General features: G+C 71.5%; 13 protein-coding genes. 10 read left to right on the top strand and 3 right to left on the bottom strand.

Annotation, left to right across the window (positions count from 1 at the left end; genetic code table 11):
• Positions 1–157: 157 nt before the first annotated feature.
• Positions 158–1,204: a class I SAM-dependent methyltransferase gene (locus tag ACFU3E_RS18985; protein WP_384159078.1), complete on the top strand. Its 1,047-nt coding sequence runs from the start codon at positions 158–160 to the stop codon at positions 1,202–1,204.
• Positions 1,205–1,237: 33 nt separating this feature from the next.
• On the opposite strand, the gene ACFU3E_RS18980 is transcribed toward ACFU3E_RS18985, so the two are convergent.
• Entirely contained in the window at positions 1,238–2,437 is a 1,200-nt protein-coding gene (locus tag ACFU3E_RS18980) for a bifunctional adenosylcobinamide kinase/adenosylcobinamide-phosphate guanylyltransferase (protein WP_384159075.1), read from the bottom strand.
• Positions 2,438–2,657: 220 nt separating this feature from the next.
• Between ACFU3E_RS18980 and ACFU3E_RS18975 the strand changes: the two genes are divergently transcribed.
• Positions 2,658–2,870, top strand: coding sequence for a hypothetical protein (locus tag ACFU3E_RS18975; protein ID WP_352115922.1), 213 nt, complete (start codon positions 2,658–2,660; stop codon positions 2,868–2,870).
• Positions 2,871–2,918: 48 nt separating this feature from the next.
• On the opposite strand, the gene ACFU3E_RS18970 is transcribed toward ACFU3E_RS18975, so the two are convergent.
• Together ACFU3E_RS18970 and ACFU3E_RS18965 are read right to left on the bottom strand one after the other, a co-directional pair.
• Positions 2,919–3,620, bottom strand: a complete 702-nt coding sequence (locus ACFU3E_RS18970) for a class I SAM-dependent methyltransferase (protein ID WP_384159071.1) — start codon at positions 3,618–3,620, stop codon at positions 2,919–2,921.
• Between the two features lie 83 nt (positions 3,621–3,703).
• Positions 3,704–4,303, bottom strand: a complete 600-nt coding sequence (locus ACFU3E_RS18965; RefSeq protein WP_384159069.1) for a DUF3043 domain-containing protein — start codon at positions 4,301–4,303, stop codon at positions 3,704–3,706.
• Positions 4,304–4,633: 330 nt separating this feature from the next.
• On the opposite strand from ACFU3E_RS18965, the gene ACFU3E_RS18960 reads away from it, so the two are divergent.
• The 8 genes from ACFU3E_RS18960 to ACFU3E_RS18925 all read left to right on the top strand — a co-directional run bounded on the left by ACFU3E_RS18960 (position 4,634) and on the right by ACFU3E_RS18925 (position 14,931).
• Positions 4,634–5,404 carry a PspA/IM30 family protein gene (locus ACFU3E_RS18960; RefSeq protein WP_384159142.1) on the top strand — a complete coding sequence of 257 codons (771 nt, stop codon included), beginning with the start codon at positions 4,634–4,636 and terminating at the stop codon, positions 5,402–5,404.
• Between the two features lie 23 nt (positions 5,405–5,427).
• Positions 5,428–5,706 carry a hypothetical protein gene (locus ACFU3E_RS18955; protein ID WP_384159066.1) on the top strand — a complete coding sequence of 93 codons (279 nt, stop codon included), beginning with the start codon at positions 5,428–5,430 and terminating at the stop codon, positions 5,704–5,706.
• Between the two features lie 73 nt (positions 5,707–5,779).
• Entirely contained in the window at positions 5,780–7,000 is a 1,221-nt protein-coding gene (locus ACFU3E_RS18950; RefSeq protein WP_384159063.1) for a sensor histidine kinase, read from the top strand.
• Positions 6,997–7,680 carry a response regulator gene (locus ACFU3E_RS18945; RefSeq protein ID WP_384159060.1) on the top strand — a complete coding sequence of 228 codons (684 nt, stop codon included), beginning with the start codon at positions 6,997–6,999 and terminating at the stop codon, positions 7,678–7,680. The genes ACFU3E_RS18950 and ACFU3E_RS18945 overlap by 4 nt, the downstream gene beginning before the upstream one ends.
• Positions 7,681–7,841: 161 nt before the next feature.
• Positions 7,842–10,958, top strand: coding sequence for an efflux RND transporter permease subunit (locus ACFU3E_RS18940; RefSeq protein ID WP_384159057.1), 3,117 nt, complete (start codon positions 7,842–7,844; stop codon positions 10,956–10,958).
• A 263-nt stretch (positions 10,959–11,221) separates the two neighbouring features.
• Entirely contained in the window at positions 11,222–12,457 is a 1,236-nt protein-coding gene (locus ACFU3E_RS18935) for a cytochrome P450 (RefSeq protein ID WP_384159054.1), read from the top strand.
• 54 nt (positions 12,458–12,511) lie between these two features.
• Complete coding sequence (locus tag ACFU3E_RS18930) at positions 12,512–13,867, top strand: cytochrome P450 (RefSeq protein ID WP_384159051.1); 1,356 nt, start codon at positions 12,512–12,514, stop codon at positions 13,865–13,867.
• Positions 13,864–14,931, top strand: coding sequence for a polyprenyl synthetase family protein (locus tag ACFU3E_RS18925; RefSeq protein WP_384159048.1), 1,068 nt, complete (start codon positions 13,864–13,866; stop codon positions 14,929–14,931). The genes ACFU3E_RS18930 and ACFU3E_RS18925 overlap by 4 nt, the downstream gene beginning before the upstream one ends.
• Positions 14,932–14,933: the final 2 nt, after the last annotated feature.

The following is a 14,933-nucleotide window of genomic DNA, read 5'->3' as shown; positions in this document are numbered from 1 at the left end:
CGGCCCCGCTCGAACAGCACGGCGCCACATCACCACTCCGTCACGGCGACGTCGTTGCACCCAAGATCGGCATCCCATACGTTCCGTTTTGCAGCGGATTGTCGTACGTGGTGCGTGCGACGTCCCCGCCGTACGCCGTCGCGCCCGGGAGCCGCCCATGCCCGCACATCCCGCCTCCTCCGCACCCCCCGTCCCGCAGGCGACCACACGGGTCCACGAGCCGCGCCGGGAGGACTGCCCCTGGTGCGGCTCCGCCCGGCTGCGGAACCGGCTGCGCACCGGTGACCTGCGCCAGTACAAGCCGGGCAGTTTCACGGTCGACGCCTGCCGGGACTGCGGCCACACCTTCCAGAACCCCCGCCTCACGGTGGAGGGCCTGGCCCTCTACCACCGGACCGTACGCGGGGCGCCCAGGGATCCGGCGAGCGACGGCCTCCTCGCCCTGCGCGGCAGCCCGCGCCGCCACCGCTCTGCCGCCCGCGCGATGCTGCGCTGCGGCGAGCCGGAGAGCTGGCTCGACGTCGGGACGGGTCACGCCCGCTTTCCCGCCACGGCCCGGCAGTTCTTCCCGTACACCGCCTTCGACGGCCTGGACCCCACCCCGCGCGTGGTCCGCGCCCGCACGGCCGACCGCGTCGAGGAGGCCCACGTCGGCCGCCTGACGGACCCCCGGATCGCCGCCCCCCTGCGCGCCCGCTACGACGTGGTCAGCATGCTCCACCACCTGGAGGGCACGCCCGACCCCCGGGCCGAACTCCGGGCCGCCCTCTCGGCCCTGCGCCCGGGCGGCCACCTGCTCATCGAGACCCTGAGCCCCCGCAGCGTGTTCGCCGCCCTGCTGGGCCGCTGGTGGCTCCCCTACGACCAGCCCCGCCACCTCCACCTGCTGCCCCCGCAGAACGTCCGCGCGGAACTGGAGTCGGCCGGCTGCACGATCCTGACGCTCGACCACCGGCCGGTCCACGTCCCCCACGACCTCGCGGGCGCCACGTCCCTGGCCCTCTCCCACGCCCTGCCGGCCCCGGACACCCCCTGGCGGGCGATCCCCCCGCCCCCCGTCCAGCGGCACACCCGCACCGCCCTGCTCCGCGCCGGCATCCCCCTGGTGGCCCTGGCGGCGCTGACGGACCATCTCATCGCCCCGGTGACCCGCCGCACCCGCTTCGCGAACACGTACCGGGTGATCGCCCGCAAAGCTCCGTAAGCCAGGCAAGGGGAAGGTGCCGCGGGGCCCGGGTCAGCCCCGCAGCGCCACGGCCTGCCCCGCCACCACCAGCAGCACATGCTCACACTCGTCCGCGAACCCCGCGTTCAGCCGCCCGAGTTCGTCCCGGTAGCGCCGCCCCGACGCCGTCGACGGCACGATCCCCGACCCCACCTCGTTCGACACGGCCACCACGGTCCGCCGGGTGACCCGCACCGCCTCCGTGAGCTCCCGCACCCGTTCCCGCAGCACCTTCTCGCCTCGCTCCGCCCACACCGCGTCGTCCCACGCCCCGGCGGAATCCATCGCGTCGGTCAGCCACAACGACAGACAGTCGATGAGCAGGGGCGGCCCCTGCGCCTCCAGCAACGGCACCAGATCGCAGGTCTCGACCGTCTGCCACGACCCCGGCCGCCGCACCCGGTGCGCCGCCACCCGCGCCGACCACTCCGTGTCCCCGTTGCGCGACCCGCCCGTCGCCACGTACAGCACGTCCGGAAAGGCCTCCAGCCTCCGCTCGGCCTCCACCGACTTGCCCGACCGCGCCCCGCCCAGCACCAGCGTCCGCCGCGGCACGTCCGGCACGTCCTCGTACGCCCCCACCGCCAGCGTCACCCCGTCCGGCACGGCCCGCGCTCCGGCCGCCGCGAGCCGCCGCCCGAGCTCCGGGCCCGGCGGCACGTCGTGGTCCAGATGGACGGCGAGAACGTCGGTCGTCGGCCCGACCGCCCCCACCGCCCGCAGCTTCGCCAGCGCGTCCGGCCGCCCCACGACATCCGCGAGGACCATGTCGTACGACTCGGCCGGTTCCTCCAGGCCCGCGGGCGCTCCGCCCGGCGGCAGATACAGCAGCCGCTGCCCCTCCGGCCCGGTCACCGCGTACCCCGTCCCCGGCGCGTCCAGCGCCACCGCCCGCACCCGGTGCCCCGTCAGCAGCGTCAACTCCCGCCCGTCCGGCACCCGCCCGGGCTGCGGCAGCCCCGCGGGCACCTCGACCGCCGGCCCGTCGTGCGGGTGCGACAGCAGCACCTGCCGTACGCCGGTCAGGGAACGGCCCGCCCGCGCCGCGGCGAACGCCGCGCCCGGCGTCAGGTCGAGCATCAGCGCCCCGTCCAGGAGCAGCGCGGTGGCCGCCCGCGCGTCCGGGCCGAGGGCGGCGGCACAGGCCGCGCAGGGACAGTCGGGGCGGGGGAGACCCGCGGGGGCGCCGGTGCCGAGCAGAGTGAGTTCCACGCACCGATTTTCGCCTGCCCGCCCGGCTCCTGCGCGCCTGGCACCCCGTATGGAGCCTTCTCGGGAAGCCGTACGGGATACGTGGGTGACAACCCGCGCGCAAGCGGTCACCCGCAGTCCTGTGACGGCACACCCGGCGGAGCGCATAGGCTCTGAGGAGAAGCCGGACCAAGATCCGGCTTTTCGCTGTGCAGTGTGCTCACACACATGGGAGGCGTACATGGCGGCATGGACGTGGCGGTTCGAGAAGACCGACGGGACGGAGGTCCAGCCCGCGGTGCCGCCGGAGGAGTTCCCCACCCAGGGGGACGCCGAGTCCTGGATCGGGGAGCACTGGAAGGCCCTGCAGGAGGGCGGTGCCGATCAGGTGCGGCTGTTCGAGGACGCCGCGGAGATCTACGGGCCGATGAGTCTGCACGCGGCCGAGGCGTGAGCCCGTGGGCGGGGGCCGACGGCCTCCGCCCACCCCCTCTTTCGTGGGTCAGCCGCGCACGCCGCACAGGTGCAGCAGCGCGGCCACCCCGCGGTACGGATCCGTCCGGCCCGCCTTCTCCTCCACCGCGAGCAGCGTCTCCACCCCGTCCGGGACCTCCGCGCCGTCCGCCGCCGTGTCGGTGAACACCCGCACTCCGTACCAGGCGTGCAGCGGCGCCCCGATCCCCGCGAGCGTCGACGTCAGATCCTTCAGCCGGTCGGCCCGCACGTCGAGCCCGAGCCGATTGCGGTAGGCGGTCGTGTCGAAGGCCGCCAGCGCGCCCGGCCAGTCGCCGGACAGACCCGGCCGGATCGCGAGCGCGTCCCCGTTGCGCACGAGCAGCGACAGCAGCCCGCCGGGCGCCAGCATCCGGGCGAGGCCCGCCAGCAGCGGGTCGGGCTCCTCGACGTACATCAGGACGCCGTGGCACAGGACCACGTCGAAGCTGCCCGGCAGGAAGTGCACGCCGGTGTCCCGGCCGTCGCCCTCGATGATCCGCATCCGCGCCCGGATGCCCTCCGGTTCCCCGGAGAGGGACTCCCGGGCCACGGCGACCATCGTCGGGTCCTGCTCCAGACCGGTCACCTGGTGCCCCGCCCGGGCCAGCCGCAGCGCCTGCGTGCCCTGACCCATCCCCACGTCGAGCACCCGCAGGCGCTGACCGACCGGGAACCGGCCGACTATCTGCTCGTCCAGCTGGCGGGCCACCAGCTCCTGCCGGACGACATCGCGCAGCCCGCCCAGCCTGTCCAGCCAGGCATCCGCCGCACCCCCGGAGAACGGCGTCGTGGTCAGGGCCGCTCTCCGCGCTTGACCTGCGGCTTCGGCAGCCGGAGCCGGCGCATCTGGAGGGAGCGCATCAGGGCGTAGGCGACGGCGCCGCGCTTGTTCTCACCCGCGAAGCGCTCGTTCAGCTCCTTCTTCAGACGGAAGGCCGTGACGAACGAGTCGAGCACGATCAGCACGATCACCACGAGCCACAGCAGCAGCGCGATGTTCTGCAACGAGGCCACCCGCACCATGCTCAGCACGAGGATGACCACGGCCATCGGCAGGAAGAACTCCGCGATGTTGAACCGGGAGTCGACGAAGTCGCGCGCGAACCGGCGGACCGGTCCCTTGTCACGGGCGGGCAGATACCGCTCGTCGCCGCTCGCCAGCGCCTGGCGCTGCCGCTCCATCGCGGTACGGCGCTCCTCGCGCTGTCGCTTGGCGGCCTCCTTGCGCGTCATCGACGTGTTGGCCACGCTGCGGCGCGAGGACTGGGCCTGGCTGCGCTTGGGCGTGGGGCGGCCCTTGGGGGCCTCGGGGTGACGGGGCTGACTGGAGTCGGTCACCAGCGCCTTGTCGGCGTCCTGGGCCTTCTCATCCTTCGCACGGCTACGGAACACAAAACCCAAGGGTACGGGCTTCCGGGCATGGACCCCAGCCCCGCGGGGAACGATCCGGCAACACCAGTCGTCAGTAAGGGGACAGAGGGGACGTTGCGTACGCCTCCGGATGTTGCCGGGGGTGTACGGCTCCGGTAACCCCGGGGACCACCTACTCCCTACGCCGGAGCGGGAGCGCACGCAGTCGTCCTTGGGGATGAGCGCATCCGTCCCCGAACAGTGCGGTAATGGATGCAGGGCCCGTACTGTGGGTTCTGTCGCAGGAGCTGGAGCCAGGTCGTCAGAAGGGGGCGCGCGAAGCCCATGAGCGGTGTCATGAAGCGTATGGGGATGATCTTCCGCGCGAAGGCGAACAAGGCCCTTGACCGGGCCGAGGACCCGCGCGAGACCCTCGATTACTCGTACCAGAAGCAGCTGGAGCTGCTGCAGAAGGTCCGCCGCGGCGTCGCCGACGTGGCGACCTCCCGCAAGCGTCTGGAGCTGCAGCTGAACCAGCTGCAGTCGCAGTCCGGCAAGCTGGAGGACCAGGGCCGCAAGGCGCTCGCGCTGGGCCGTGAGGACCTGGCCCGGGAGGCGCTCTCCCGCCGGGCCGCGCTCCAGCAGCAGGTGACCGACCTGGAGACCCAGCACGCGACGCTCCAGGGCGAGGAGGAGAAACTCACCCTCGCGGCCCAGCGGCTCCAGGCCAAGGTCGACGCCTTCCGCACGAAGAAGGAGACGATCAAGGCGACGTACACGGCGGCCCAGGCGCAGACCCGGATCGGCGAGGCCTTCTCCGGCATCTCCGAGGAGATGGGCGACGTCGGCCTGGCCATCCAGCGTGCCGAGGACAAGACGGCCCAGCTCCAGGCCCGTGCCGGGGCCATCGACGAGCTGCTCGCCTCCGGTGCCCTGGAGGACCCCTCCGGCATGCACAAGGACGACCTCCAGGCCGAGCTGGACCGGCTCTCCGGTGGTACGGATGTAGAGCTGGAACTGCAGCGCATGAAGGCCGAACTGGCCGGAGGCTCGGGCAGCGGGCAGCAGGCCCTCGAAGGGGGCGCGGGCCAGCAGCAGTCCCAGCAGCAGCCGCAGGACACTCCGCGCTTCGACAAGCAGTAGGGGTCCACGCCTAGGAGGGCGACATGATCGTACGGATCATGGGGGAGGGCCAGGTGAGCCTGGCCGACGGCCACCTCGCCGAGCTGAACAAGCTGGACGACGAACTCCTGGCGGAAATGGAGAACGGCGACAGCCCCGGCTTCCGCCGCACCCTCCAGGCCCTCCTGGCCAGGGTCCGCGACCTGGGTGACCCCCTCCCGGACGACTCCCTGGAGCCGTCGGAACTGATCCTGCCGTCTCCGGACGCGACACTGGAGGAAGTCCGGGAACTCCTGAGCGACGACGGCCTGATCCCGGGCTGAGGCCGCGCGCACCCATGGCCGGGCCGACGAGGGCCTGGGGGCGAAGCCCCCGGCCCAGCTACCGTAAGCAGCCGTGAGCACCCTCGCGCGGGCCAGATGCCAGGCCAAGGCGCACCCCCTGGCCATGGACGCCGTTCTGGCCGCGGCCGTCCTGATCTGCATGGTCGCCGGCTCGTTCGTGGAGCCCCGGCACCGGGACAGCGTCAGCTGGGCCCTGCGCACCCCCGACTCCCTCAGCCTCGTCCTCATGGCCCTCGGCGCCGCCGCCCTGGTCTTCCGCCGCCGCGCCCCGATGACGGTCCTCGCCCTGACCGGCACGGTCTCCGTCGTGGAATCCGTCACCGGCGACCCCCGCGCCCCGGTCGCCATGTCCGCCGTCGTCGCCCTGTACACCGTCGCCTCCACCACCGACCGCCTCACCACCTGGCGCGTCGGCCTGCTCACCATGACCGTGCTGACCGGCGCCGCCATGTCGGCCGGCTCCCTGCCCTGGTACGCCCAAGAGAACCTCGCGATCTTCGCCTGGACCGGCATCGGCGCCACGGCAGGCGACGCCGTCCGCAGCCGCCGCGCCTTCGTCCAGGCGATCCGGGAGCGCGCCGAACGGGCCGAGCGGACCCGCGAGGAGGAGGCCCGCCGCCGGGTCGCCGAGGAACGCCTGCGCATCGCCCGGGACCTGCACGACGTCGTCGCCCACCACATCGCCCTGGTCAACGTGCAGGCCGGTGTCGCCGCCCACGTCATGGACAAGCGCCCCGACCAGGCCAAGGAGGCCCTCGCGCACGTCCGCGAGGCCAGCCGCTCCGCGCTCAACGAGCTCCGCGCCACCGTCGGCCTGCTCCGGCAGTCCGGCGACCCCGAGGCCCCGACCGAACCCGCCATGGGCCTGGACCGCCTCGACGAACTCACCGGCACCTTCCGCAGTGCCGGCCTGCACGTCGAGGTCGCCCGCGCCGACCAGGGCACGACCCTCCCGGCGGCCGTCGACCTGGCCGCCTACCGGATCATCCAGGAAGCCCTCACCAACGTGCAGAAACACGCCGGGCCCCAGGCCAAGGCCGAGGTCAGCCTCGTACACGTCGGACCGAACATCGAGATCACCGTGCTCGACGACGGCAGCGGTGAGCACGAGACCCAGGACCGCGGCGGCGGCCACGGACTGCTCGGCATGCGCGAGCGCGTCACCGCCCTGCGCGGCACCCTCACCACCGGTCCGCGCTACGGCGGCGGCTTCCGCGTCCATGCGATCCTGCCGCTCAAGACCCGCACACCGACCGGGGAGGACCCCGCATGACCATCCGTGTCCTGCTCGCCGACGACCAGGCGCTGCTCCGCAGCGCCTTTCGCGTGCTCGTCGACTCCGAGCCCGACATGGAGGTGGTCGGCGAGGCCTCCGACGGCGCGGAAGCGGTCCGGCTGACGAAGGAGCAGCACGCCGACGTCGTCCTCATGGACATCCGCATGCCCGGCACCGACGGTCTCGCCGCGACCCGCATGATCAGCGCCGACCCCGGCCTCGCCGACGTCCGGGTGGTCATCCTGACGACCTTCGAGGTCGACGACTACGTCGTGCAGTCGCTGCGCGCCGGTGCCTCCGGCTTCCTCGGCAAGGGCTCCGAGCCCGAGGAACTGCTGACCGCCATCCGCATCGCGGCCGGCGGGCAGGCCCTGCTGTCCCCGGCGGCCACCACGGGCCTGATCGCCCGGTTCCTCGCCCAGGAGGGCCCGGCCGGCGGCGACCGCGACCCGGCCCGCGGCCAACGGCTCGACTCGCTCACCGTCCGGGAGCGCGAGGTGCTCGTCCTGGTCGCCGGCGGGCACTCCAACGACGAGATCGCCGAGCGCCTCGAAGTCAGTCCGCTGACGGTGAAGACGCACGTCAACCGGGCCATGGCCAAGCTGGGTGCCCGGGACCGCGCCCAGCTCGTGGTCACCGCGTACGAGTCCGGCCTGGTCCGTCCGAGGGTGGAGTGAGCTCGCCCCGGGCGTACTGCGCCCGGAGTATGCGCCGCATAAGGAAACGGGACCTGGGGCCTACGGAACCCCGTCCCCCCATGGCCCAGGGTGTAGGGGCGAGCGCTCATCTGCGCGCCCGCTGCCGCTTCTGCCGCTAAACAGAAGAGAGACCCTCACCCATGTCCTGGCTGTCCAGATTCAGCCTCGCGCAACGGGCCCTGATCGGACTGATGTCGATCATCGCGCTCGTCTTCGGGGCGATCGCGATACCCCAGCTCAAGCAGCAGCTGCTGCCCACCATCGAACTGCCCGTGGTATCCGTGCTGGCGCCGTACCAGGGCGCGTCACCGGACGTGGTCGAGAAGCAGGTCGTCGAACCCATCGAGGACACCCTCGAAGCGGTCGACGGCATCAGCGGCGTCACCTCCACCGCCAGCGAGGGCAACGCCGTGATCATGGCGTCCTTCGACTACGGCAACGACACCAAGCAGCTGGTCGCCGACGTCCAGCAGGCCGTCAACCGGGCCCGCGTCCAGCTCCCGGACGACGTCGACCCCCAGGTCGTGGCCGGTTCCACGGACGACATCCCGACCGTCGTCCTCGCCGTCACCTCCGGCCGGGACCAGCAGGCCCTGGCCGACCAGCTCGACAGGACCGTCGTGCCGGACCTGAAGAGCATCGACGGCGTCGGCCAGGTCACCGTCGACGGGGTGCGCGACCTCCAGGTCACCGTCACCCCCGACGACGCGAAGCTGGCGAAGGCCGGCCTGACCCCGCAGTCCCTCTCCCAGGCGCTCCAGGCGGGCGGCGCGACCGTCCCGGCCGGCTCCTTCGACGAGGGCGGCGCCAACCGCACCGTCCAGGTCGGCGGCGGCTTCACCTCGCTGAAGCAGATCCAGGACCTGATGGTCACGGGCGAGTCCGGCAAGGGCAAGCCGGTGCGTCTCGGCGACGTCGCCACGGTGAAGCAGCAGGAGGCCCCGGCCGACTCCATCACCCGCACCGACGGCAAGCCCAGCCTCGCCGTCGCCGTCACCATGGACCGCGACGGCAGCGCGGTCGCCATCTCCGACGCCGTCCAGGACAAGCTCCCCGACCTGCGGCAGGACCTCGGCTCCGGCGCGACCCTCACGGTCGTCAGCGACCAGGGCCCGGCCGTGTCCAAGTCCATCGAGGGCCTGACCACCGAGGGCGCGCTCGGTCTGCTCTTCGCTGTCCTGGTGATCCTGGTCTTCCTGGCCTCGATCCGCTCGACCCTCGTGACGGCGGTGTCCATCCCGCTGTCCGTGGTCCTCGCCCTGATCGTGCTGTGGACGCGCGACCTGTCGCTGAACGTCCTGACGCTGGGCGCGCTGACGATCGCCATCGGCCGGGTCGTCGACGACTCGATCGTGGTCCTGGAGAACATCAAGCGACACCTCGGCTACGGGGAGGAGCGCCACTCGGCGATCCTCACCGCGGTGCGCGAGGTCGCGGGCGCGGTCACGTCCTCGACGCTCACCACAGTCGCGGTGTTCCTGCCGATCGGCCTGGTCGGCGGCATGGTGGGCGAGCTGTTCGGCTCGTTCAGCCTCACCGTCACGGCCGCGCTGCTGGCGTCCCTGCTCGTCTCCCTGACGGTCGTACCGGTGCTGTCGTACTGGTTCCTGCGCCCGCCGAAGGGCACCCCGGAGGACGCGGACGAGGCCCGCCGGCTCGCCGAGGAGAAGGAGGCCAGGAGCCGCCTGCAGCGCCTCTACGTCCCGGTCCTGCGCTTCGCGACCCGCCGCCGTCTGACCAGTGTGGCCCTCGCGATCGTCGTCCTCGTCGGCACGTTCGGCATGGCGCCGCTGCTGAAGACGAACTTCTTCGACCAGGGCGAGGTCGAGGTCCTCACCGTCAAGCAGGAGCTGAAGCCCGGCACGAGCCTCGCGGCGACCGACGCCCAGGCCAAGAAGGTCGAGCGGCTGCTCGCCGGCACCAAGGGCGTGAAGGACTACCAGGTCACGGTCGGCTCCTCCGGCTTCATGGCGGCTTTCGGCGGCGGTACGGACACCAACCAGGCCTCTTACCAGGTGACACTGGACGACTCGGCGTCGTACGAGGACGTCCAGGACAGCATCGAGAGGGGCCTGGCCGGGCTGAAGGGCATCGGCACGACGACCATCACCGCCGGTGACGGCTTCGGCGCCCAGGACCTCAGCGTGGTCGTGAAGGCCGCCGACGCAGGCGTCCTGCGCACGGCGTCCGAGGAGGTCCGCAGGACGGTCGCCTCCCTCGACGACGTCACGGACGTCACCAGCGACCTGTCGACCAGCGTGCCGCGCATCTCGGTGAAGGCCAACGGCAAGGCGGCCGCGGCCGGCTTCAGCGACCAGACCCTCGGCGCCGCCGTCGCCCAGGCCGTCCGCGGCACCCCGGCGGCCAAGGCGGTCCTGGACGACACCGAGCGCGACGTCGTCATCCGCTCGGCGAAGCCCGCGCAGACCCTGAAGCAGCTTCAGGACCTGCGCCTGGGCGCGGTGAAGCTCGGCGACATCGCCACCGTCAAGCTGGTCGACGGCCCGGTCTCGATGACCCGCATCGACGGCCAGCGCGCGGCCACCATCACCGCGAAGCCGACCGGCGACAACACGGGCGCGGTGAGCACCAAGCTCCAGTCCGAGATCAGCGCGCTGAAGCTCCCGGACGGCGCCACGGCGTCGATCGGTGGTGTCTCCGAGGACCAGGACGAGGCGTTCGCCAACCTGGGTCTGGCGATGCTGGCGGCCATCGCGATCGTCTTCATGCTGCTGGTCGGCACCTTCCGGTCCCTGGTCCAGCCGCTGATCCTGCTCGTCTCCATCCCGTTCGCCGCCACCGGCGCGATCGGCCTCCTGATCGCCACCGGCACCCCGATGGGCGTCCCGGCGATGATCGGCATGCTGATGCTGATCGGCATCGTGGTGACGAACGCGATCGTGCTGATCGACCTGATCAACCAGTACCGCAAGCAGGGCCACGGCGTCGTCGAGGCCGTGATCGAGGGCGGCCGGCACCGGCTGCGACCGATCCTCATGACCGCCCTGGCGACGATCTTCGCCTTGCTGCCCATGGCCCTCGGCATCACCGGCGAGGGCGGCTTCATCGCCCAGCCGCTGGCCGTGGTCGTGATCGGCGGCCTGGTCACGTCGACCCTGCTGACGCTGCTTCTCGTCCCGACGCTGTACGCGATGGTCGAGCTCCGCAAGGAGCGCCGGGCGAAGAAGCGCGCGGCGAAGGCCGGGGGCGTCTCCCGGCCCGCGGAGTCGGAGCAGCCGGAACCCGCGGTGGTGTAGTCCGCCGAAGAGCGACAACCTCATGGGCCAGGGTCAGCCGGCCCGCGCCGGGCGCCGTCCTCCTGGACGGCGCCCGGCGCCGTTTCCTGGTCCGGGGGCCAGGAAACCGTGCTTCCTCGCCTTTGGCCGGGTGTCCCGATCTGGCCTCTTGGCCGAAGACATCAGCTGAGCCCGTCGGTGATCCTGAAGCCCGATCGTGCGGGTGCGGCCCGCCGCCCTCCGGCGGCCGGTGACCGCCCGAAAGTAGGAGGCCAGCGCTCCCGATGTCGTCCGACAATGCCGCGGCAGAACTCTTCGACCCGCTCTCTCCGGAGTACACCGCCTGCCCGTACGCGGCCTTCGCCCGTGCTCGGAAGGAACAGCCGGTCGCCCATCAGACCGGGCTCGACGAATGGATCGTCACCGGCCGCGCCGAGATCGAGGCCGTGCAGCGGGACCATGAGCAGTTCACGAGCCGCTACAACCTCGACGGCTCGTATCCCTTCTGCCGCGAGGCCAAGGAGATCCTGGACGGCTCACTGTTCTTCCGGGTCGCTCTCTACAACGTGGACCCACCGGCTCACACCCGGTTCCGGAACCTCATCAGTGAGTACTTCTCACCCCGGGCGCTGCGGCGCCGGAAGGCGTCGATCGAGGAGATCGCCGCGCGGCTCGCCGAGGGCATCGCGGCGAAGGGCGGAGGCGACCTCCTCCAGGAGTTCGCCTACCCGCTGCCGATGACGGTGATCTGCGACATCATCGGCATCCCGGAGGAGGACCGGGCCACCGTCAAGGCCTGGAACAACGACTGGCTCGCCCTCCAGGTCGTCCCGCTCCCGCCGGAACAGCAGGTGCACTGCGCGGGCAACGTGGTCACCTACGAGAGGTACGTCCTCGACCTGCTGAAACGCCGTCGCCGCACGCCGGCCGACGACCTGCTCACCGAACTGGTGCGGGCCGCCGACGCCGACGATCCGGTCTGCACCGTGGAGGACGCCGTGGTGGCGCTCCGCGTGATGATCGCGGCGGGCCACGAGACCACCACCAACCTGATCTCCAACGCGGTCCACCAACTGCTGCGGGACCGCGACCTGTGGGAAGCCGTCGTCAAGAACCGGGAGCTCGCCGCCGCGGCCGTCGAGGAGACGTTGCGCTTCGACTCCTCGGTGCAGGGCGCGCCACGCGTGGCCACCGGGGCGCTGCGGGTCGGCGACACGGAGGTCCCCGAGGGGGCCCGGCTCCGCGTGATGTTCGCGGCCGCGGGACGCGACCCGGACTGGGTCGACGACCCCGACACCTTCCGGCTCGACCGGCAGGGCCCTCCGCGGCACCTCGGGTTCGGCCACGGCATCCACTTCTGCGTGGGGGCCGCGCTCGCCCGGCTGGAGAGCCGGATCGCCCTGGAGACGCTGGTGGACAAGCTCCCGGGGCTGCGCCTCGCGGACGGCTTCGAGCCACGGTATCTGCCGGGCGGCTTCGTCTTCCGGGGCCTTGCAGAACTGCCGGTCACCTGGTCCTGACGCGCGCGGCGCCCCACCACCCGCCGTTCCCATTCCACGGAGGCAAGAAGAACCATGGCTCTCGCGACCGCCGCACCCCACGTTCCCTCCATGCCGGGGCGCATTCCCCTCGCGGGTCACGCCGTCCAGATGTTCCGTAACCCGTTGCGGTTCTTCCAGAGCGTGAGCGAGCAGGGCGGCCTGGTACAGATCCGGCTCGGAACCAAGCAGGCCTACGTGGTGAGTGACCACGACATGCTTTACGACATCCTGGTCCGCAAGGCCAAGTCCTTCGAAAAGGGCATGCAGTTCGACCAGGCGCGTCCGCTGCTCGGCAACGGAATCCTGCTGTCGGAAGGCGACTTCCACCGCAGGCAGCGCCTGCTGATGCAGCCGGCCTTCCACCACGAGAAGATCGCTACCTACGTCGACATCATGCGCGAGTCGGCGACCGATGAGTTCGACACGTGGCGGGACGGTCAGCGCGTCGGCATGTACAACATGTTCTACGAACTCGCCGTGCGCATCGTCATCAAGGCGCTGTTCTCCACGGACATGGTGGAGCAGGACGTGGCCGAGGTCTACCGGTCCATGCCTGTCGTGATCTCCGGGGTCGAGAAGCGCGCGGCCATTCCCCCCGCCCTCCTGGACCGCATTCCCACCCGGTCAAGCCGCGAGTTCCACAGCGCGATAGGCCGGCTCTACTCGATGGGGCGGCGCATCATCGCCGACCACCGGGCCAAGGGCACCGGCGCCGGCACCGACGACCTGATGAACCTTCTCTTCACCGCCCGCGACGAGGGCAACAAGTCGATGACCGACAAGCAGATCCAGGACGAGTTCATGACGCTCCTGACCGCGGGGTCCGAGACCACGCCGAGTGCCATGAGCTGGACCTGCATGCTGCTGGGCCGTCACCCCGAGGTGCAGCGCCGGATGCAGGAGGAGGTGGACACGGTGGTCGGCGACCGCCCTGTCGAGGCCGCCGACCTGCGCGCCCTGGACTACACCCGGCGAGTCATCCAGGAGTCGCTGCGGCTGTACCCGCCGGTGTGGGCGCTCGGCCGCAAATGCGTCAAGGACACCGAACTCGGCGGTCACCGCATCCCGGCGGGCACCGAGGTCCTCTACTCCATCTACGCGGTGCACCACGACCCGAAGGTGTACGACAACCCGGAGGCATTCGACCCCGACCGCTGGTTGCCCGAGCGGGCCAAGCAGGTGCCGCGCAGCGCCTTCATGCCGTTCGGTGCCGGTGTCCGCAACTGCATCGGCGAGTCGTTCTCCTGGTTCGAGACCCAGACCGTCCTCGCCACGCTGCTGCAGCGGTGGTCCGTGCAGCCCGTCACGGGTGAGCCGGTGAAACCGATAGCCATGGGAGCCCTGGTCCCCGGGGAGCTCCCGATGAAGGTCGTCAGGCGCCACAAGTGACCCTCACGGACGAGCGGACCGAAAGCGCGGCGGTCACCTCGCGGGTCAACGGCAGCCTCGACGCCTTCCTCAAGCAACGGATAGCCGGGGAGACCGACCCGGCCGCCCGCGAAGTGCTGACGATGCTGCGGGACTTCACCATGAACGGCGGGAAGCGGATCCGTCCGCTCTTCTGCTACTGGGGGTGGCGCGGTGCCGGGGGATCCCCGGACGACGCCGACGTCATCACCGTGGCGGCGGCACTGGAGCTCTTCCACACAGCGGCCCTGATCCACGACGACATCATCGACAACAGCGATCTGCGGCGCGGCCGGCCCACCCTCCACCTGGCCCTCGACAAGTGGCACGCCGCGCAGGACTGGCGGGGCGAGAGCCGGGCGTTCGGGGAGAGCGGCGCGCTCCTCACCGGGAACGCCTGCCTGGTCTGGTCGGAGGAGATGTTCCACGGCAGCCCGCTGGTGACCAGGCGGGAGCGGGCCAGGCAGCTGTTCGCCCGGCTGCGCACGTCGGCGGTGTACGGGGAGTTCCTCGATCTCGTCGGCGAGACGCGCGGCGGTCTCCTCAGCGATGCTCTGAAGATCATCCGGCACAAGACGGCGAGCTACACCGTCCGCTACCCCCTCCAGATCGGCGGCGCCCTCGCCGGCGCGGACGACGCGGTGCTGGCGGCATACGACACGTTCGGGCTGATGCTGGGTGAGGCCTTCCAGCTGCGCGACGACCTGATGGGACTGTTCGGTACTTCCGAACTGACGGGCAAGGACGCCTCGGACGACGCCCGGAAGGGCAAGCCCACGGCGCTCATCGCGGTCGCCCGGAAACTGGCCGATCCCGAGCAGCACGCACGTCTGGACCTGCTCTACGGAGTCGAGCAGCTCGGCCAGGACGGCCTTGCCGAACTGCGGGACGTGGTCCGGGCGACCGGGGCCCCCGCCGTCATCGAGCAGATAATCCGCGATCGCCACGCCGGCGCGGTCCGGGCTTTGCGCGAGGCCGGACTCCAGGCCTCCGCACTGACCGAACTGGAGTCCCTGGCAGCCGCCTCCGTGCATCGTGAAAGGTGAGT

Origin of the sequence: Streptomyces sp. NPDC057424 (genome assembly GCF_042803315.1) — a bacterium.
Taxonomy (GTDB): Bacteria; Actinomycetota; Actinomycetes; order Streptomycetales; family Streptomycetaceae; genus Streptomyces.
This window is presented reverse-complemented; position numbering and strand designations above follow the sequence as displayed.